The organism is Pedobacter ginsengisoli (genome assembly GCF_002736205.1).
In the GTDB taxonomy this organism is placed as follows: domain Bacteria; phylum Bacteroidota; class Bacteroidia; order Sphingobacteriales; family Sphingobacteriaceae; genus Pedobacter; species Pedobacter ginsengisoli_A.
On the sequence record NZ_CP024091.1, the window covers coordinates 3,955,964 to 3,975,734 of the forward strand.

The 19,771-nt window shown below is 39.4% G+C and carries 14 protein-coding genes; 1 reads left to right on the forward strand and 13 read right to left on the reverse strand.

Going from position 1 to position 19,771, the window contains the following annotated elements; translation table 11 throughout:
• Nucleotides 1-21 precede the first annotated feature (21 nt).
• Complete coding sequence (locus CPT03_RS16240; RefSeq protein WP_099439809.1) at nucleotides 22-831, forward strand: hypothetical protein; 810 nt, start codon at nucleotides 22-24, stop codon at nucleotides 829-831.
• On the opposite strand, the gene CPT03_RS16245 is transcribed toward CPT03_RS16240, so the two are convergent.
• The 13 genes from CPT03_RS16245 to CPT03_RS16305 all read right to left on the reverse strand — a co-directional run bounded on the left by CPT03_RS16245 (nucleotide 780) and on the right by CPT03_RS16305 (nucleotide 19,768).
• Nucleotides 780-1,364: a SprT-like domain-containing protein gene (locus CPT03_RS16245; RefSeq protein ID WP_099439810.1), complete on the reverse strand. Its 585-nt coding sequence runs from the start codon at nucleotides 1,362-1,364 to the stop codon at nucleotides 780-782. The two genes, CPT03_RS16240 and CPT03_RS16245, sit on opposite strands and share 52 nt — an antisense overlap.
• A 48-nt stretch (nucleotides 1,365-1,412) precedes the next feature.
• The gene (gene feoB / locus CPT03_RS16250) at nucleotides 1,413-3,527 is read right to left on the reverse strand and encodes a ferrous iron transport protein B (RefSeq protein ID WP_099439811.1); all 2,115 of its coding nucleotides are present in this window, start codon (nucleotides 3,525-3,527) and stop codon (nucleotides 1,413-1,415) included.
• A 5-nt stretch (nucleotides 3,528-3,532) separates the two neighbouring features.
• Complete coding sequence (locus CPT03_RS16255) at nucleotides 3,533-3,748, reverse strand: ferrous iron transport protein A (protein WP_048903622.1); 216 nt, start codon at nucleotides 3,746-3,748, stop codon at nucleotides 3,533-3,535.
• A 201-nt stretch (nucleotides 3,749-3,949) separates the two neighbouring features.
• A complete protein-coding gene (locus CPT03_RS16260; protein ID WP_099439812.1) occupies nucleotides 3,950-4,354 on the reverse strand; it encodes a VanZ family protein in 405 nt (134 codons plus the stop codon).
• A 3-nt stretch (nucleotides 4,355-4,357) separates the two neighbouring features.
• The gene (gene gcvH, locus CPT03_RS16265; protein ID WP_099439813.1) at nucleotides 4,358-4,738 is read right to left on the reverse strand and encodes a glycine cleavage system protein GcvH; all 381 of its coding nucleotides are present in this window, start codon (nucleotides 4,736-4,738) and stop codon (nucleotides 4,358-4,360) included.
• A gap of 98 nt (nucleotides 4,739-4,836) precedes the next feature.
• Nucleotides 4,837-11,991: a cell surface protein SprA gene (gene sprA / locus CPT03_RS16270; RefSeq protein WP_099439814.1), complete on the reverse strand. Its 7,155-nt coding sequence runs from the start codon at nucleotides 11,989-11,991 to the stop codon at nucleotides 4,837-4,839.
• Nucleotides 11,992-12,063: 72 nt separating this feature from the next.
• On the reverse strand, nucleotides 12,064-12,648 hold the full coding sequence (ruvA, locus tag CPT03_RS16275) for a Holliday junction branch migration protein RuvA (protein WP_099439815.1): 585 nt from the start codon (nucleotides 12,646-12,648) through the stop codon (nucleotides 12,064-12,066).
• A gap of 3 nt (nucleotides 12,649-12,651) precedes the next feature.
• Complete coding sequence (locus CPT03_RS16280) at nucleotides 12,652-14,964, reverse strand: NADP-dependent malic enzyme (protein WP_099439816.1); 2,313 nt, start codon at nucleotides 14,962-14,964, stop codon at nucleotides 12,652-12,654.
• Between the two features lie 139 nt (nucleotides 14,965-15,103).
• Nucleotides 15,104-16,315, reverse strand: coding sequence for a lytic transglycosylase domain-containing protein (locus CPT03_RS16285; RefSeq protein ID WP_099439817.1), 1,212 nt, complete (start codon nucleotides 16,313-16,315; stop codon nucleotides 15,104-15,106).
• Between the two features lie 46 nt (nucleotides 16,316-16,361).
• A complete protein-coding gene (gatA, locus tag CPT03_RS16290; RefSeq protein WP_216641561.1) occupies nucleotides 16,362-17,792 on the reverse strand; it encodes an Asp-tRNA(Asn)/Glu-tRNA(Gln) amidotransferase subunit GatA in 1,431 nt (476 codons plus the stop codon).
• A gap of 36 nt (nucleotides 17,793-17,828) precedes the next feature.
• Nucleotides 17,829-18,032, reverse strand: a complete 204-nt coding sequence (locus tag CPT03_RS16295) for a twin-arginine translocase TatA/TatE family subunit (protein WP_099439819.1) — start codon at nucleotides 18,030-18,032, stop codon at nucleotides 17,829-17,831.
• A 10-nt stretch (nucleotides 18,033-18,042) separates the two neighbouring features.
• Nucleotides 18,043-18,435, reverse strand: a complete 393-nt coding sequence (locus tag CPT03_RS16300; protein ID WP_099439820.1) for a twin-arginine translocase TatA/TatE family subunit — start codon at nucleotides 18,433-18,435, stop codon at nucleotides 18,043-18,045.
• Between the two features lie 58 nt (nucleotides 18,436-18,493).
• Nucleotides 18,494-19,768 (reverse strand): murein hydrolase activator EnvC family protein, encoded by a 1,275-nt coding sequence (locus tag CPT03_RS16305; protein WP_099439821.1) that lies wholly within the window; start codon nucleotides 19,766-19,768, stop codon nucleotides 18,494-18,496.
• Nucleotides 19,769-19,771: the final 3 nt, after the last annotated feature.

A 19,771-nucleotide genomic window follows, 5' to 3' on the forward strand; every position in this document is an offset into this window, starting at 1 on the left:
AGCACAAGCTAAATTAATGGTATGAAATTATTATCTCTGTTTTGCCTGCTATCACTGGCAATAATTAGTTGTAATCAGGGGCCAAAGCATCCTCAGGCGGATCTTGTTAATGCACGCATCGGCACACCAATGACCGAAGCTACAATATTATTTTATGCGGATTCTATTGATGCTACCCTTAACACATATGAAAAGAACGTAAGCCTTGTTTATCAGCTTGGAGAGGCGACTATGCGTGTAGAAAAGTACAGCTTAAATGGAAAACCAGTACTGTTTTCTGAGTTTAAAAACGACGAGGGAATAAGCAATAGAATAAAAAAGTACTATTTTAAGAACGATAGTTTGATTCTATTAAATGAAGGTGCTAAGGTAACTAAAGAGGGAACAGATATTTTTGAAGACCGTCGCATTTATCTTAGAAACAATATTCCCTTTACAGAAGAATACCGGAGTTCAGCAAGCCTCTCGGCGCTTAAGAGTGAGCACTTCCAGCACAAAAAGAAAACAATATCCAGTCAGACAAAAGAATATAGTAATGATATAAAATCCTTAAATGATGCGGTAAATGGGGCCGATAAATTTGACCTGGTTTTCGATAACATCATATCTACACCGGAAGAAAGCCATATTCTTTTAAAAAGTAAAGTACCGAATGGCTATACTGCAAGTATCTCTGTACAAACTCCGGATGCCTATGTGGATAGTTTGTTAAAAGATCCACTAGCCTTTAAGGGCGAAAAACTGAATATAAAATGGGAAGTAAAAGACAAAGAAGCAGTTTATGTGCCAGTAGCCGCCAATGTTACCTCGGCTAACGGATTAAAAAGATAAATATTTCCGTTATCAAGACAAACGCAACGGTATCTTTTTCTCAAACGCTCTCCTTTTTTAAATTGTCTTCCATCCTTTATGCTGAATATGGTGTTTATAGGGAGCTCTTCAAGGCGCGATACGTTGATCAGGGCATCATATTTCTTTAAGGCCCTTGATAGCTTTAAATCAGTACAACTGGCGGCCGAAGGATTATCTAAATAACTGATAATTGCAGACTGTACATCCTGAGGAAAAATATTCTGATCAATAAAAGGCACCATCATTCGTTTAAAATTCCGCTTCCACTCATCTCCATGGGGCTTCACTCTATTCTTGTGATCATTCCAGGTCAGTAAATGCGCAAATTCGTGAACAGTGGTGACCAGAAACGCATATGCATTAAGGTCATTATTAACCGAAATCTTATGCCCTGCACCTTTAAAAGGATGTCTGTAATCGCCCAGTTTTGTAGCCCTGTTCTTAGAAATCTTAAATTCACATTGAAAATAATCTATCCACCGGGCTATAATGGGAGCCGCAGCAGCAGGCATGTATTGTGCTAAGATATGCTCCTTTTTCACAAAGGCAAGATAATTAAATTACTTTAAAAGTTGATAAGCTATCAAACTCGCAACATATGCCATTCCGGTCATATACAAGATCTGAATAACCGGCCACTTCCACGATTTAGTTTCTCTGAAAACTATAGCTACTGTACTCATACACTGCATGGCAAAGGCATAAAACAACATTAATGAAAACGCCGTAGCAAATGTAAATACAGGCAACCCGGTATCCGGATCTTTGGCACCACGCATTTTATTGCGGATGGTAGCCACCTCCCCGTCACTATCTACACTATAAATAGTTGCCATAGTACCAACAAAAGCTTCCCTTGCAGCGAATGAGGTAATTAAGGCAATACCTATTTTCCAATCAAAGCCCAAAGGTTTTATAGCAGGCTCTATCACATGACCTAATATTCCGGCATAAGAGTTTTCAAGCTTCTCAGCCGCTCTATCCCGTTCCAGTGTACTAATTTGCACGCTGTCTTTCTGCGCCTCTATAGCCTCGTATTTTTTATCAATCTCGGCAAATCGCTCCGATGGCCCGTATGTTGCCAATACCCAAAGAATAATTGAGATGGCAATAATCACTTTACCTGCTTCAAAAACAAAGGTTTTAGATTTCTCATACATCGTATAAATTACATTTGTCCATCTTGGCATCCTGTAAACAGGCAATTCCATAATGAAATATGATTTCTCTTTGGCCTTTATCAGAAACTTCATTACAAAAGCTACCAATACAGCCGCCGAAATACTGATAATGTACATACCCATAAGAGTTAAACCTTGCAGATTGATAAACCCCCAAACCATTTTTTCAGGAACGACCAGAGATATCAACAAGGTATAAACAGGTAATCTTGCCGAACAGCTTACCAAGGGGGCAACCATAATGGTTATAATCCGGTCTTTCCAGCTCTCAATATTTCTGGCACTCATTATTGATGGAACCGCACAGGCCAGACTTCCAATCATTGGCACTACAGATTTACCGCTTAGGCCAAACTTTCGCATAATCTTATCCATCATAAAAGTAACACGGGCCATATAGCCGGTATCTTCCAGAATAGATATAAAAGCAAATAAGATTGCTATTTGAGGTATAAAAATCACCACCCCACCCAAACCGGCCAATACACCATCTAAAAGAAGATTGGTTAAAATCCCGTCGGGCAGATGTTGATGACCATATTCAGTAAGCCATACAAAAGCATATTCAATTAACTCCATTGGATAAGACGACCAGGAGAAAATAGAATTGAAAATGAAGAAGAGGATACCAATAAATATTAGAAAACCCCAAAACTTATTGGTAAGTATTGAATCCAGTTTATCACTAAAAACGAATTTTTTTGCAGCCCCGGTATCCTTTACTACACCGCTTAAAACACCGCTTAAATATCTGTAGCGGGCAATGGTCTCAGCTGCCTGTAACTTGGATGATTCAAAAGTATGCTCAGCTATAATCCGTTCAAAAAGTTCATGATCCTGGGCCGAAAATGTGTTAAGATGCTGATGCTGGTGCAATATCTGCAAAGCCAGATAATTGTTGTCTGTCTTTATATGCTGCTTAACCAGGGCAATAGCCTCAGGTGCCAATACATGTACGTCAGTTCCTTCAACCTGCGTAGCAATGGCTGTTGTGTTATTAATGGCTTGCTTAAGTTCTGCCAGGCCCGAATTACTTCGGGCAGAGATTGCTACAACCTGAACCCCTAACCTTTCAGAAAGCTTATTGATATCGATATCAATACCTTCTTTTTTGGCCATGTCGGTCATGTTAAGTGCCAAAACCACTGGAACACCTAAATCGGCTACCTGCGAGTAGAGTAATAAATTTCTTCGAAGATTTGTTGCATCTGCTACCAGCACAACAATATCCGGATAGCTTGAATTCTTTTTATCAGCCAGAACCTGAAATACTATACTTTCATCTTTACTTTTAGGGTATAAGCTGTAAGTACCTGGTAAATCAATTATTTCGGCCTGTTTGTTATCGGCTAGTTTGCAATAGCCTACTTTCTTATCAACAGTAATACCCGGGAAATTCCCAATCTTCTGGTTTAATCCTGTAAGCAGGTTAAAAAGTGTAGATTTCCCTGTGTTGGGGTTACCAACTAAAGCAATTTTAATATCTTTTGCCAAAATTATTATTGAATTATAATAATAGATGCTTCGTTTTTGCGCAAACAAAGTTGATATCCCGCAACGCGAATAGCAATTGGATCACCAAGGGGCGCAAAACGTTCCACCTCTACTGTTTCACCAGGCAAGCATCCCATTTCCATTAATTTTACAGACATTTCGAGATCTGTAAATGCTACGATAGTACCCTGTTCTCCTGGATTTAACTGCGAAAGTTTCATCTATGTATAAGTGTTATTTTGGAGCGCAATTTAGACTTAATTTATAATAAATCCAAATAAGCAAATGTTTATATACGGTCATAAAGAACCCGCTGTTATTTTTGTGGATAGCTGGAATAGCTAACCCTAGGGCATTTACAGCCCGGTTTAAAAATACCACAGCCGCTAATTGATCCTACCAGTATTAACAGCACCAGTAAATTAATTTGCTTTTTCATTGTAATTAGATTTATGCAGCAAAATATAACTAAAAACACCCATTAAAACACCAATCATGTCGCAACCAAAATCCCACCATTCTGCAGAGCGGTAAGTAAATACTTTCCATTGCAACAGTTCAATACCACCACCAAGCGCAGCCGTAATAACAATGATCTTAAATATGGTTAAAGAGCGAAAGCTGTAATTGTGCTGGTGCCTTATTTTACCGAAAAATAAAAGGATAGTAAGCACATAAAAAAAACCTAAATGGACAAACTTATCAAAGCCTTCAAAAAAAAAGCCTGAACCACTGGTATCAGGCATTTTTATATTACAAAGCACTAAAATTACAACGGTCCAGACAATGGCCCATATCTGATATTTTAATTCCCCGAATTTATTCATCAATTATGCTCCTACAAGTGCCTTGTAAGCATCGGCGGTTAACAGACCATCAACTTCAGAAAGATCAGAAACTGATACTTTAACCATCCATCCCTGTCCATATGGATCAGAATTTACCAGCTCAGGGTTATCATTAAGAGCAGCATTAGTTTCGGTAACAGTAGCTGTTACTGGCATAAACAAGTCTGAAACTGTTTTAACCGCTTCAACAGTACCAAATACCTCATCTTTGCTCACTTCATCACCTACAGTGTTAATGTCTATATATACGATATCACCAAGCTCACGCTGTGCAAAATCAGTAATACCAATGTAAGCCTCATTACCCTCAATTCTAAGCCATTCGTGGTCTTTAGTGTACTTTAATTCTGATGGAAAATTCATTTCTCTAAATTTATTTTTTCGTAAATCTTTTACCGCTCAACACATTAAATATGTTGCGCGCGTTCAAAGGTAATTAATATCAGTGTTTATAACAATCCTTAATTAAGAGTAATCCGTAAACTAAATCCAAAATTACTGAAAGAAGTGTTAAAGGTTTGCGAAGTATATGGTTTGGTAACATTAGAATCATAAAATACACGCACATTAAAACGCTGGTTAAGCACGTAATCTACACTTGGCCTAAAGGTTATATTTTTGGCACCCGAGGAAACTTCTGCCTCTGTAATATCTGCACGGTAAATTACAGTCTTATTGTCCCTTAATGCAATATCCAGTTTAAAGTCCATGTTATTGTCGGTTTTTAGCCCCTTAAATAATCCAAATGGGAACCTGAATTTATTTGTCCTGTATCCAAGTCCAAACACCATATTGTTTTCTGTTAATTGGGCCAGCTGACTGTTGGCAAGGCTTAAGCCCAGTAATCTCGATCGTCCGTACTCAAAATTAGCAGTCATGTTATTTTTTAACCTGGTATCAACACCAATAAGCGGTGCAAATTGTTCGGCTATGGTAACCTGCGAATATTGGAACTTAGGCAGGAAATTCCCACCATTGGCATCTTCCCTACTAATTACAGCGCCATTACTTTCCTGATACCTTAATAAAGAATTAAAGCTGTTTATACTATAAACTGAGCGATACGAATGTCTTACATCTATGGAGTTAAAACGATCTGCAAGGAAAGCAATACGGGTTAACCCACGGTAATTTAAACGCCAGTTGGGCAAAGGAATACTTGGCAGTGAGTTCAGGCTTACAGAAGAAGCACTTCGGCCGGAATAGGCCGCTAAAAATGCGGAAACAACTACATCCTGAGCATTCTTATCGTACCCATCTGCATAGCCATTAATAATACCTCTTGAATTTGGATTTTGCGCACCCAAACGCTGTGAAATTACCTGTCGGTTGGCCATAAACTGATTGAACAGACTAGAAACCGTACTGCCCGATTTTTCTGAGAACGCCGTGCGTAAAGAAATAAATGAAACGCTATAGTCGCCGGTTGTGTATGGACTCAAATCCTCAAATTCACGTTTATCAGTGTTATACCTATAGTTTGTTGAGAAATTCGATGTCCTGTTTTTATTTGCAGTAAGGGTAATGGTCAGGTCCCGAATTGGCTCTATTAAACTAGTAAAACTTAAATCCTCTCTTAGTGTATTTACATAGAGTTGCGATTGTAAGGTATCTGTTGTAAGCCAGCCATTATTAACCGCCATGCTTCGTATGTCGCGCTGACTTCCAAACACAAATCCCAATCCAGGTGCGCCGGTTATATCATCAATACCAAAGTAATTGGTCTTGGGCAAATACCCCGGCATAAATATCCCTCTGGTCTGTGTATAGGCACCTACAATATTTTTAACACCGGTAAGTAAGCCCACAAAAAAACCTGCCCCTGATTGCTTATCGGCAGTACCGGTTCCGGCCTTTCTGACAAAGCCAAATTTATTATAAAGACTGGCAAGGTTCAGATTTGGATTTATCTGGATAATTCTTGAATTCTGAATGGTATTACCCAAATCAATAAGTGGGTTTCTAAGGGTCGACAAAGGTTCTGTTTGCCAGTTAAAACTTGTTCCATAACGTGTGGTTACATTTAACCAGTCCATTCCCGGAATCTTATTTATCGGCAGGTTATAGGTCACATTTAAATTATGTGAGTAGTCTGTAGTTCTGCCCAGTCGTTTTAAATTCTGCCACAGTGTGTCCCTTTTCATTCCATTAATTCTGCCTTCCGGCTCATCAATAATGGAGTAGTTGGTCGCATCAAAATCTAAAGTAAGGGAACGTGTAAAGTTCCAGGAAATACCATATACCCTTGTAACCAGGAAGTTTTTATTAAAAGTTGTATTTATAGGAATGGCATTATTCGGATCATTGTTGCGAAGGCTGTTTTCCGAATAATAACGATCAAGATCAATCCTGAAATTGATTGAATTTGGCAGCAGGCTAAAGTTTAGCTCTTTCAACAATGCCAGTGTATTGGTTTTAATGATCTTCGCAAAAGGCTCATAACTTTTTGACTGGCCTGCATAATTATAGGCTAACGAAGCTCTGTAAGTTTGCTGTATATTATTCTGATTTATAAAATCTCTATGGGCAAATTTAGTATAGGCATAGCTAGCATTTAAATTCTCTACATCCCAAAGCTGTGGCTTTTTATCAAGATCTGTACGTTCCTTTCTTACATTGGTAAAACTGATGCTATTGCGGGTAGTGTAATCCTGGGCATAGTTTAAAATCTCTTTTTTCTCTGCTCTGGTAGCTCCTTCAAGTGCTGTTTTCAATTCTATATCGGGCGTTCTTGGATCATACTGAGGGGTACTGATCTGACTTGAATAACTCACGAACATAGGAATTTTCACACCCGATTTCTGAGGTAAAAACTTACCCAGCTCCATACTCGAGGAGATATCAAAAAACACATTGTCTGCCCTGTTTCTTTCGCTTACTCTTTTTTCCAACGAACCAAATCCTATGGTCGATTTACTTCCTGAAATATTTACATCCGCAAAATCTGCAAGTTGCGCATTCATCCTTGCCGTTGCAGCCCAGCCGCCCCTTTCATCAAATTGGGTTAGCCTTAATTCATTAAACCATATCTGGGCATTTTTGTCCAGCCCATCATCTTCGCCTGGATTTACAGGGTTTCGGAGCGGGTTTTTCACCCCAAGCATATAAACCCTAACCTTACTCATATCAGGCTGCCCCTTTATGGTAATCGTTTTTCCGTTCTCAATAAATTCAAAAGGAATATTTACCGGCCATGGCTGACCGTTAAGCATCGCCTTGTTTCTTGCTATTTTAGCCTTTTGAAAAATCTCAAGTTCAATGTCCAATTTATTCTGATCTGGCCAGATTGCATAAGGATCACTTGTTCCCGGACCAGTAACTCTTAAAGGCTGTGCGTACTCGTAATAATTATCCTGGTTATCGGTACCAATCCTTAAAAAAGCACTCAAATCATTATTGTTTAACACATTGCTGCCAAGGGCTTCAAGGTGAATGTACATTTCCAGATGCTTATAAGATCTAAAGTCATTAATAGCAGTTTTAAATGCCGCCCTTCCATAACCATCTCTTAAATTCTTTACCGTTACCGCCAGCGATTGCTCATTCTGCCTGGTATCACCGCGGTAGTTGCTAAAATCACGTTCTCTTTCAATACCTGGCGGAACAACGTAAGGTATTGGTGTACGCTTTCCATTCTCTTCAATGTTTACAGTTGCCACTTCAATTGTCGAATTGTCTGCCCCGATAGGTTGTAACACCGGATCAACAATAACCTGTGCAGGATCATTCTTTGCATTATACTGACGCCACTCTCCCCTTATCAATTGGATTTTTCCAAATCTTAATACAGTAGTATCGGCATAATTGGTCAGGAACATCCTGATAAACCGGATAGATTTAAAATCCTGAATATTGCCAACCTTCTGTTGGTACTGTGCCAATGGAATTCTGATCTGGTACCAGGTAACAGGCTGAGTTTGTCCGTTAGCCAGCTTAACCTGCGAGGTCACCTTATCGGTAACAAAGTTTTGCCCCACCATCAAATCGCCGGGGCGCATAGATACCTTATACTGAAAATACTCGTCAGACTGAGTCATATTGTTATCTCTGTTGATGTCTTCTCCGTCTGGTAAAGATGTAGAAGCTGAATTTTCTACACCAAAATCTTCCTGAGATTGCTGAGGGGTTTTAGAGTTTCCTTCAGTGCCATTGTATCGCTGATAGCGCTTTAAAATCCCTGCTCCTTCCTGATCCAGTGCATTACTTCTGTAATATGAATAATCGTCCGATGAGGGGTCATTCTCTAATTCAGCAGCAGCATCAGGATTCAGCTGCCCTTTTATCTGATTAATAAGTGCTGCGAATTTTGAACGCTCATCTGTACTGGACAATCCATCCAATCCTACGTCCTGGCTTCTTCTGGCATCGGGATCATTATCAAATGCCTGAACTACCGGTTGCAGTTTTGGTACCCTGCCCCAGTTTGTTTCATCAAATTTACTCGGATCACCATTGGCAGGCAAACCATTTTCTAATGATTTACGACCGTCCTTAAGAATGTCTTCCGAAATATTTCCGATATTAAAATACAAATCACCACCCGCAGAATTCGGTTTATAAATATTCGGGTCCATAACCCATAATTCTATAAACTCAATATTCAGTGCTTCAAAGTCATTGGTTTCAATCCTTCTGAATAAACCACCCCATCTTGATTTAGGATTATTTAACAATCCATTAGAACTGAATCCGGTAGGTGCGTAATTATATGGCCCTCTTACGGTCGGATAAAAAGCAACGTCTAAAGTTGGTAAGGTGATCGACTGACCGGTACTGGTCTCCTTAAAAGGAAAAACCTCTTGCTCTATAATTTCGCGCACGTAATGGTTAGACAATTCTGTACGGTTACTCCTTACACTGGAAGGTAAGTTACTGGCATTCCTGTTATAAAAAGTAGGATCAATATTATAAAATGCTATCCGCGCCCTGTTATATCCATAAGCAAGGTCATTGATCAGGTTCGATTCAGGAAATAATTGCGGTGTACCTGATAATTGCCAGGCTACAGCACTTTTAAGATCTATCACAGACCTCGATGCTTCAAAATCGTCAAGGTAACTTACCCCACCACTCTTACCTCCAAAGTTCAGGGCATTTGGGTGGCCCGGTAACAATTGGGCAAACTCTCCCGAAAACGTAATGCTCGAAGGGGCTTTTGTTGAAAGGAAAGGCAATTTATCAACCAGCTTGGTTAAAAACCTGGATGGAGAATTGTAATTAACATCAAAGCCCCAAATGGTATTTGAAATGGGTTCTTCTCCAATATTTACTTTCGGGGTTAATGGCTTTTCGGAAAGGTTCATTATTGTACCCCCCAAATTCAGCTTATTATTTACCTTATAGTCCAGCCTGGCACCAAATAAGGAGCGCTGCTGCAGTCCAAAAAGCTCGTTATTTTCAGTTGAGATCCTAATGGGCTGACCTGATATTAAGATCCCTGTATTTAATATTTTAACCCTGCCTCCCTGATAGTCTACTGTAAAATCAACACCTTCCTGCAAAGGGATTGTACCGGCAAAAACCCTTACTGATCCCTCAGGCACATTGATGGCATTCAGGCTAAACTCCGACGCAATATCTGACTGATAGCTTCCCTTTATAATGTACCTGTTTTGTTTGGTAAACAATTGCTGTGCAACAACCTTGGTAGAATCATATAATGCCGTATAAGTATATTTATCAATAAAAGCCTGTTCCGTTGGCAAAAATTGGCTCGCTAAATCCCTCCCAAAAGGCTCAACCAGCGGAAAAATTATTCGGCCATTTAATGGATCTATAGTGATATAGCCATTTTTGGTATTGGAAAGCACATAGGCTGTATTTCCACTTGTATTGTTAATGTTATTGGTATTATTCAGCGAATTGCTGTTCCCAAATGAGTTGGAAGCATTGGAGCTGGCATTTGAATTAAATGGATTGTTCTCCGTCTGAAAATCAAAAATCCCATCTGGCTTCAATTCATCCTGCTGATTCAAGCGGTCCAAACCTGCAACCTGTATCCATAATTTATCCTTTAAAGGCCTTTTAAATTCATCCAGCTTCTCGCCCTCAGTAATTACAGGTCTTTCAATACCTGTCTTCTCATCAATCCTAAATATATCAAGCTTAAAATTCTGCTGACTGATCTGGTACCCACCAATAGAATAAATATTTTTCATCATTAACCCCCAGGTAGGCAGGTTAACTTTTGTTGTTTCATTCTTTAATAATTTTGCAAATAAAACTTTAGGGTTGGCCTGGTCAAATGGTACATCAGTAGTAAACTCACCTACCTGATATTCAACACCATTGTAAGTATAACGATAAGCAACAGCTAGTACCTCATCAGTGTTCAGGGCATTATTTAAGGAAATATAACCCAGCTTAGGCTGAAAGGTAAATTCACGTTCTGTCAACCGTCTTGCATAAGTAAGCTTTGCATAATTATCTGTACCCCCTGCCTGTTGAAAGAAAGAAATAATTGCATTGGAATTGGTTTGCCTCGCATCTGCCGGCAACATATCCAATAAATTATTGGAATGCTTTGGAAACTGGATATTCTTAAACCCCGAAGGAAGCACTGAAGTCCCTCCACCTAGAGTCGTATTATAAGGTTTATTTTCTCCTAAATCCATAAATGCAAGCACATCTCTTGAATCCTGGGTATTACCTGCTTTATTTGTTACCCATACCTCTATTTTGGTAATGATAACACCAGTAGTAATCGTTGGAGGATTTGAAAGCGATTTATTGTAGTTATCTCTAAAATACTGGGCAAGGAAATAGTGTTTATTGGCCTCATAATTATCAGCGCTTAGTCTGTATTCATTCTGCTGCGCACCATTATTGATCTGTATTTCCCTGGATTGCGATTTTTGCTGGGTAAAAACCGTATTCACATTCAGTTTACCAAACTGCAATTGTGTTTTTATCCCAAACAATGCCTGGGTTCCGCTAATTAAGGTAGTATTCAATGGAAGGCTCACATTACCTGCCTCAATTTTCTTTATAATATCATCATCCCCACCGGTATAATCCAGCTTAATCTGATTCTCAAAATCAAATTGAGCCTCGGTGTTGTAGTTCATATTTACCTTCAGCTTGGTACCGATGTTACCAATCACATCCATCTGGATGCGCTGGTTAAAATCAAAATTCCCCTGAAGTCGCTGCCGTTCATTAAACAGCGGATTTTCGTTTTTATTTATCCTGCCCAAAAAGGTCAGTTCAGCCTCTCCCCTGGGTTGGATATTAATGGTATTACCCCCAAATATTCTCTCGAAAGCCTTGCTGTTAATACTCAAACTAGGAATAATCCCCGTTCTTCTTACATCATTAATCTCTTCATTTGAAAGCACCCTCCAGTTATCGCGCTTAATTTCACTGCTGATCAGTCGCTGATACTCATCGATGGTAAGGTATTGAGGTGCAGACAACAACTTGTCACCAATCAGCTGTCTTATGATATATCTTTTATTTACCGCATCATACTCCACATCCCTTTTCACATTATCAGGCAAAGGCTTAAAAGAATTTGATGATGGCCTTATACCCAACCTTTGCTTCTCCTTTAAACCGAATAAATTCTTTGACGTATCACTGGCAACCCGCCCAACAACAACTTGAGAGAGAGCCATTTTCCCCCAAAAAAGTGTTACCAGGAGGAGCGGTAGTATTCGCGTTAATTTGTTTTTCAAGAGTAAAAAAAATTATAAATTCTTCAGGGCTAGTTTAATCATTTGTTCTACTGATAAATCCTGACCACCCACCTTCACTGCGCCATCAATTGCTTTTTCTGAGGCAGGTTTTGCAAAACCAAGCATCATTAAAGCTGATAAAGCTTCTTCCTTTACGGTATTGTTTAAAGGGGCCGCAATTAACGACCCCGTTCCTTCTTTCTTTAGTTTGTCCTGCAGTTCAAGAACAAGTCTCTGTGCAGACTTTGCACCTATTCCTTTTATACGTTGTATAAGTGGCAGGTCTCCGCTAATAATAGCCGCCTGAATTTCATTGGGAGTAATAGACGAAAGCATCATCCTTCCCGTATTTGGCCCTATGCCTGATACCGAAATCAGGTGCAGAAACAATCTTCTTTCACCTTCATCGGCAAAGCCATAAAGTGTATGGGCATCCTCCTTAACGTGAAGCCAGGTATAGATTTTACAACGCTCAGTATCAGCAAGGCTACTGTAGGTATTTAGAGATATATTAATATGGTAGCCAACACCCCCGGCTTCCACTACAATATACGCAGGGCATTTAAAGGTTAACTTACCATCAATATATGCAAACATATTTTATTTTTTTGAAATTCTTTTTAATAGACCTTTTTTCGGATTTGCTTCCTGCTCCTTAGCCTGTACATCTAAAACCGCAATGGTTACCATATTTACAATTTCTCTTACTGAACTGCCCAGCTGCACAATATGTACCGGTTTTTTTAATCCCAGCAAGATCGGGCCAACAGCTTCAGCTTCTCCAAGCTCCTGTAATAATTTATAGGCAATGTTACCAGATTCCAGATTAGGGAAAACCAGGGTATTTGCCGGCCCACCTACTAATCTGCTAAAAGGGAAATTATCTTTTAACATCTCATTATTAATAGCAAAGTTTCCTTGCATTTCACCATCCACCATAATTTGCGGATATTTTTCGTGCAAAATCTTTACTGCCTTCCTTACCTTTTCCGGCACAATACCTTCGTTAGACCCGAAGTTAGAATATGAAAGTAAAGCTACTCTTGGCTGTATATTAAATTTACTTACCGAACGTTCCAGTAACAAGGTCAAATCAACCAACTCTTCTGCCGTTGGATCAACATTAACAGTAGTATCACCAAAAAACACAGGACCCTTCTTTGTCATCATCATGTACATACCTGCAACACGATTCACACCCTCCTCAGTACCAATGACCTGCAAAGCTGGTTTAATGGTCGAAACGTAGTTTTTTGTCAGACCGGAAATCATTGCATCAGCTTCTCCAAATTCAACCATCGAAGCCCCGAAATAATTCCTGTCTCGCAAAAATTTAGTAGCCTCAATTAAAGTTACGCCCCTTCTTTGTCGTTTCTCATACAATGAATTCGCATATTTAGCCATGCGCTGCTGCTCTTCAAAAGGGTCAATAATGGTAACGCCCTCTAATTCTAAAGCATTATCTTCAATGATCTTCTTAATGACCTCCTTGTTACCAAGCAAAATAGGAATAGCAATATTCTCGTCTTTTACAATTTGGGCAGCCTTTAAAATCTTATAGTTATCCGCTTCGGCAAATACTACGCGTTTAGGATCCGATTTGGCCTTATTTGTAATGGCGCGCATAATTGCATCATCACCACCCAATCTATGTTTCAGTTCCTCTGCATAAGCATCCCAGTCTTTTATCACTTTACGTGCAACGCCCGATTCAATTGCAGCCTTAGCTACAGCAGCAGAAACATTCGTCATCAAACGAAGATCCATTGGTTTAGGGATAATATAATCCTTGCCAAACTTAATGTTCCTTTCATTGTAAGCCATATTAACTGCCTCAGGTACCGGCTTTTTAGCCAGTTCAGCAATTGCCCTTACGGCAGCTATCTTCATAGGTTCGTTTATGGCAGTAGCCCTCACATCAAGCGCTCCTCTAAAAATATATGGAAATCCTAAAACGTTATTTACCTGGTTAGGATAGTCAGAACGGCCGGTAGCCATAATGATGTCCTTACGGGAATTAAGTGCCAGTTCATAAGCAATTTCCGGATCAGGATTGGCCATAGCGAACACGATAGGATTTTTTGCCATCGACTTTAGCATGTCTTCCGTCACACAATTTGCAGATGACAATCCAATGAACACATCACTATCCTTCATTGCCTCTGCCAGCGTATCTAATTTTCTGGAAGTCGCAAATTCAGCTTTAATTGCATCAAGATTCTCGCGCGTATCTCTGATCACGCCGGAACGGTCGCACATCACAATATTTTCTTTTCTGGCCCCTAAAGAAACATATAAGCGAGAGCAGGAAATAGCAGCAGCACCTGCCCCATTCACTACAATCTTAATCTTATCCATTTTCTTTTTTTGCAGCTCACATGCATTTAACAATGCCGCAGCAGAAATAATAGCAGTACCATGCTGATCATCGTGCATTACAGGAATTGTCATCTCTTCCTTTAAACGACGCTCTATCTCAAAGCATTCGGGGGCTTTAATATCTTCTAAATTTACCCCACCAAAAGTAGGCTCCAGTGCCTTTACTATTTTAACAAAATCATCAACATTTGTAGTATCCAGTTCCAGATCAAAAACATCAATATCGGCAAATATTTTAAAAAGAAGTCCCTTTCCTTCCATTACCGGCTTGCCTGCTTCAGGCCCAATATTACCTAAGCCCAATACCGCAGTACCATTACTAATTACAGCCACTAAATTTCCTTTAGCAGTATATTTATAAACGTCTTCAGTATTATCAGCAATTTTTAGGCATGGCTCCGCAACTCCTGGTGAGTAGGCCAGTGCCAGATCTCTCTGAGAGTTTGTTGGTTTTGTTGGGATAACCTGAATTTTCCCAGGCCGCCCTTGCGAATGGTAATCTAAAGCATCCTGCTTCCTGTTTATTTTAGTCATAAAATTGTCAATTGTAAAGAGCCAAAGTTACAATTCTTTTATTAGGGCTTAAAATAAAAAAAAGCCAATTAAATTACATATTATACAGGTTTAAATGCAATTATGAACAAAATGAACAGGAAAATAAACAAACTGAACGCTAGCTTTTCAGGCGACCGGAGGTCTCATTTTCGGGAGTCGTGGTATACACTTTCAGCTTCTGGCCCGGAACAATAGTTAAACTTCTTAACTTATTCCAAACCTTAATATCTTGAACTTCAACATGGTATTTGTTCGCAATTTCTCCCAGGTTTTGCCCTCGCCTAACCTTATGATAAAAGTAAACAGGCTTCGATTTTACACTCCTTTCGGGCCGTCTCTCTTCATTTGAGGCCAACACCACTTTCATACTCGCTTCCGGATCTGAATTGAGTACTTCATAAATCCTGGCAAAATTAGCCAGACTAACTTTTGGAACTATCACACGTTTGGGATCTTCTGCTGTCCCGTTAACAATCTTCTTCTTATAAGAAGGGTTTAACTTACACAGTTCTTCCACATCCATATTCAAAGCATTAGCTAAGGTAGGAATAGCAATAAAGCGATTAACCTGAATAGTATCCGTAATTTTTATGTACGATGGTCGTTGCGAATTAATATGATGCTTATCTGAACATTTCATTACGTAAACTGCAGCAATAAATGCAGGCACATAATTTCTTGTTTCGGTTGGCAGGAATCTTCTGAGTGTCCAGAAATCGTTGGAATTCGATTTTTCCATCGCCCTCTTTACATTTCCCATTCCGCAATTATAGGCCGCAATTGCCAGCAACCAATCTCCCAATTCTTCATAAGCATCTCTAAAATAAGTTGCTGCGGCATAACTTGCCTGTATTGGATCCTTCCGGTCGTCAACAAAATTATCCATATTTAGCCCGTACTCTCTGGCAGTGCCAAACATAAATTGCCACAATCCGGTAGCACCCACTCTGGAAACAGCATGCGGATTCATAGAAGATTCTATTATTGGGAGATACTTAATTTCTTCCGGTATGTTAAGGCTCTTAAGCGCCTTTTCAAAGATGGGGAAATAATAGTCAGACAGCCCCAGCATCCTACCCATCATATCCTTCCTCCCGGTATAAATGTCAATGTACTTCTGCACATATTCATTATAAGTAAGCGGAACGGTTTTCTGAATAGAATCCAGTCTGTTCTTGTAATTGTAATTATAGTTATTAAATAACGGGGTTTCATCAACCTCAGGTACTGAGGTTGTGTCGTTTAAAATTAAACCATGCTGCTGGGCAGCTGCCGAAAAGCTAATTAATGCTAGGATGCAATAGGATACAATGTGTACTTTTATTTTCATAGGCATTTCATTCTGCTTCCAAGGCACTCAAAAAGAACCCCTTAGCTTAACTTCCTTTTAAAAATGTTTGGGACAAGGAAAGTAACTCTTCCTCCCTAAAATGTTTGGTCATCAATTGAATACTTAACGGCAAACTATCTGTATTATTGCCCAATGGAATTGCTACCGCCGGAATCCCGGTTAAAGAGGCCAATACTGTAAATATATCTGCCATGTACATCACCAACGGATCATCAATGTTATCCCCTATTTTAAAAGCCGGAGTTGGGGTTACAGGAGTTAAAACGATATCGAAATCTTTAAGCATTTCTTCCATTTTCTCTCTTATCAACCTTCTTACCTGCTGTGCTTTTTGATAGTATGCATCATAATATCCCGCACTCAAAACAAAGGTCCCCAACAAAATCCTTCTTTTCACCTCTTCACCAAAACCTTCAGCTCTTGATTTTTTATAAAGCTCATTTAAATTGGTGGCTTCCAGATTTCGGTGTCCATAATGCACCCCATCATAACGCGATAAGTTAGACGAGGCCTCTGCTGTAGTTAACACATAATATGCAGGAACCAGATAATCGAGCAAATCGAATGACACATACGCTACCGTATGGCCTTGAGCTTTAAATCGCTCAATAGCATTCAATATCGAATCTTTAATAGCAGGGTCTAATGCCTCGCTCTCTAAAGTCTCTCTTATAACTGCAATTTTCTTTTTGGCACCTGTGGCAGCGATTGCAGAATATGCAGGCACTTCCTTTTTAGAAGCCGTACTGTCATACTCGTCCGCTCCGGCTAAAACTTCCAGCAATATAGCGGCATCACTGACAGAAGAAGTAATTGTACCCACCTGATCAAATGATGAGGCATAGGCAATTACACCATATCTCGAAATGCGTCCATAAGTTGGTTTAAAACCAATACATCCGCAAAAAGCAGCAGGTTGCCTTACTGAGCCCCCGGTATCAGTTCCTAAGGCCGACAAGCATAAATCAGCCTGGACAGCAACAGCCGATCCACCTGATGATCCTCCTGCTACCCTTTCAGTATCTGCAGCATTGCTTACCGGGCCATAATAAGAAGTTTCATTTGACCCCCCCATTGCAAATTCATCACAGTTTAACCTGCCAATAATAACAGCGTCTTCACTGATCAGTCTTTCCACAACGGTAGCTGAATAGGGAGATACAAAACCTTCAAGCATCCTTGATGAAGCAGTAACCATATGGTCTTTATAAGATATATTATCTTTTATACCAATTACCATCCCCGCAAGCTTACCGGCAGTTCCATTGTCTATTTTTTCCTGCACAAGCTTAGCTTGCTCAGCAGCCGAATAAAAAAACACCTCATTGAATGCATTGAGGTGTTGATGAGCTTCTATTTGCTTAAAATAATAATCTAACAACTCAGGTAAACTGAGTTTTTTTTGATCAATAAGAGTTTGTATCTCTGTTAAGGAGCTATACTTCTTCAAATTCAAGAATACATTAAGATTAAAAATTAGGTTCTAAAAAACCTATAACGGTTTGTTGGTGCGGTTTCTTTCTACCGTTTCATTATCATCAACTCCGTCTTTGCCATCTTTAAACTCTTTAATACCTTTTCCAAGACCTTTCATTAGTTCAGGAATCTTTCTACCTCCGAAAAGCAAAAGTACTATTACAAGAATAACGGCTATTTCCATGCCACCTAACGCGGCTGATATCGTTGTGTTTAACATGATATTTTAGTTAAAGTTTAGTTTTATCTGTTTCTATTTTTGTGTTCTCTGTATTGTCATTTGCCGCAACAAGATCCTGCTTTTCAAAATCTACCGGCTCTTTAGTTTCCTCTGCATCCTGAGCATGTTGCTCCGGGGTTGATTCAGAAGGATGATGACGATTAACATTGGTGTCATTAATCACCGACTCAATATCATCAACAATACCTACGGAATTTATGTTGCGATGGATCTCTCTTTTCACCCCCTCAGAAGCATCCTTAAAATCTCTGATTCCTTTCCCTAAACCTCTTGCCAATTCAGGTAATTTTTTACCCCCAAATAACAAAAGTACCACCGCCAGGATAAGCATAATCTCGCCGCCACCCATGTTCAGGAATTCTATTAACGTCCCTCTATACATTTTCTTACTGATTTATAATTAATTAATACAAATATAAGCATTTATAATCCACAATATCCTATTTTGCTATCCATGCTTCAGGATTCTGTGCCGACATCCCTCTTCTGATCTGAAATTGTAGCTGAGGCGTACCCTCCGTATTACCAACAGTACCTATCGTTTGCTTAGTAGTTACTTCCTGGTCTTTAGACACGTTCACAGATTTTAAGTTCTGGTAAACCGTAAAATATTCACCATGTTTTATCAGCACAAAATACCTTCCGTATTGCTCCATAACGGTAGTAACCTTACCGTTAAATACCGCACGTACAGCAGCTCCTTCAGAAGTTTCAATATTTACACCATCATTGGTATACGATGCCTGCCCCTCCATATGTCTGCCAAATCGCTCAATAATAGAACCAGTCGCAACAGGCCATGGTAACGAGCCTCTGTTACTCTCAAATTGCGATGACAATCTTGCTGCCTCAGGCGTTGCAGTCAAATACCCACTGCTTGTTTTTGCTTTTGGTGCCGCTGTAGCAGGTGCCGGCTTATTTTCAGCTTTTGCTTTCGCTGCAGCTGCTCTTTCAGCCGCTAAACGTTCTTCTTCAGCTTCTCTTCTGGCTTTCTCAATCTCTCTTGCAATTGCAGCACGGATATTTCTATCAAGCTGTGCTGCAATTTTCTTCCGCGTTGCAATATCCTGTCTGTATTGCTTCTCTTCCTTACTAAACTTGTTCAGCACCTGAGACTGTTCACTCTTATTCTTACCCAACTTGCTTTTCTCCTGCTCCTGTTCATGCAAAAGGTTGCTCTTTTCCTTTAGGCTTTTATCTAAAATTACAATCTTGTAATTAAGGTCCTTCTGCTTACCCTGAATATAGTCGGCTTGTTTTTTACGGTACTGACCAAATTGCTGTAAATATTTAATCCGTTTATATGCCTGATTAAAATCTTTTGCTGCAAAAATGAACATCATCTTATCATATGAGTTTCTGTTCCGTTGTGCAAACCTGATCATACTGGCATATTCTTTTTTAAGCTGACCCAGCTGACCTTTTAAATTATGAACGACATTGGTATTTTCATGAATCTGATTATCAAGATTCTTCATCTCCGAGTTAATCACAGATATCTTACTTTGCATTAACCTAATTTTGGCATTTAATGCATTGATCTGACTCAAAGTAAGCTTTTTGTTCTTTGCAGCTTTATTGGCATTTTTCTGCAACAAATCAATTTCGCGCTGTATTGCTTCTTTTTTTCTTTTCAACTCTGCGCTACTTTGTCCAAAAACAACAGAGGCAGACAATAAAAATAAGAGGAGTAAAAGTACTTTGTTTAGCTTCATTAC

Coding starts and splice junctions, on each gene's coding strand:
- CPT03_RS16295 (WP_099439819.1), bottom strand. CDS start 18,032: ATGTTAAACACAACGATATCAGCCGCGTTAGGTGGCATGGAAATAGCC.
- CPT03_RS16280 (WP_099439816.1), bottom strand. CDS start 14,964: ATGACTAAAATAAACAGGAAGCAGGATGCTTTAGATTACCATTCGCAA.
- CPT03_RS16255 (WP_048903622.1), bottom strand. CDS start 3,748: ATGAAACTTTCGCAGTTAAATCCAGGAGAACAGGGTACTATCGTAGCA.
- CPT03_RS16240 (WP_099439809.1), top strand. CDS start 22: ATGAAATTATTATCTCTGTTTTGCCTGCTATCACTGGCAATAATTAGT.
- CPT03_RS16305 (WP_099439821.1), bottom strand. CDS start 19,768: ATGAAGCTAAACAAAGTACTTTTACTCCTCTTATTTTTATTGTCTGCC.
- CPT03_RS16285 (WP_099439817.1), bottom strand. CDS start 16,315: ATGAAAATAAAAGTACACATTGTATCCTATTGCATCCTAGCATTAATT.
- CPT03_RS16245 (WP_099439810.1), bottom strand. CDS start 1,364: ATGCCTGCTGCTGCGGCTCCCATTATAGCCCGGTGGATAGATTATTTT.
- ruvA (WP_099439815.1), bottom strand. CDS start 12,648: ATGTTTGCATATATTGATGGTAAGTTAACCTTTAAATGCCCTGCGTAT.
- CPT03_RS16300 (WP_099439820.1), bottom strand. CDS start 18,435: ATGTATAGAGGGACGTTAATAGAATTCCTGAACATGGGTGGCGGCGAG.
- sprA (WP_099439814.1), bottom strand. CDS start 11,991: ATGGCTCTCTCTCAAGTTGTTGTTGGGCGGGTTGCCAGTGATACGTCA.
- CPT03_RS16260 (WP_099439812.1), bottom strand. CDS start 4,354: ATGAATAAATTCGGGGAATTAAAATATCAGATATGGGCCATTGTCTGG.
- gcvH (WP_099439813.1), bottom strand. CDS start 4,738: ATGAATTTTCCATCAGAATTAAAGTACACTAAAGACCACGAATGGCTT.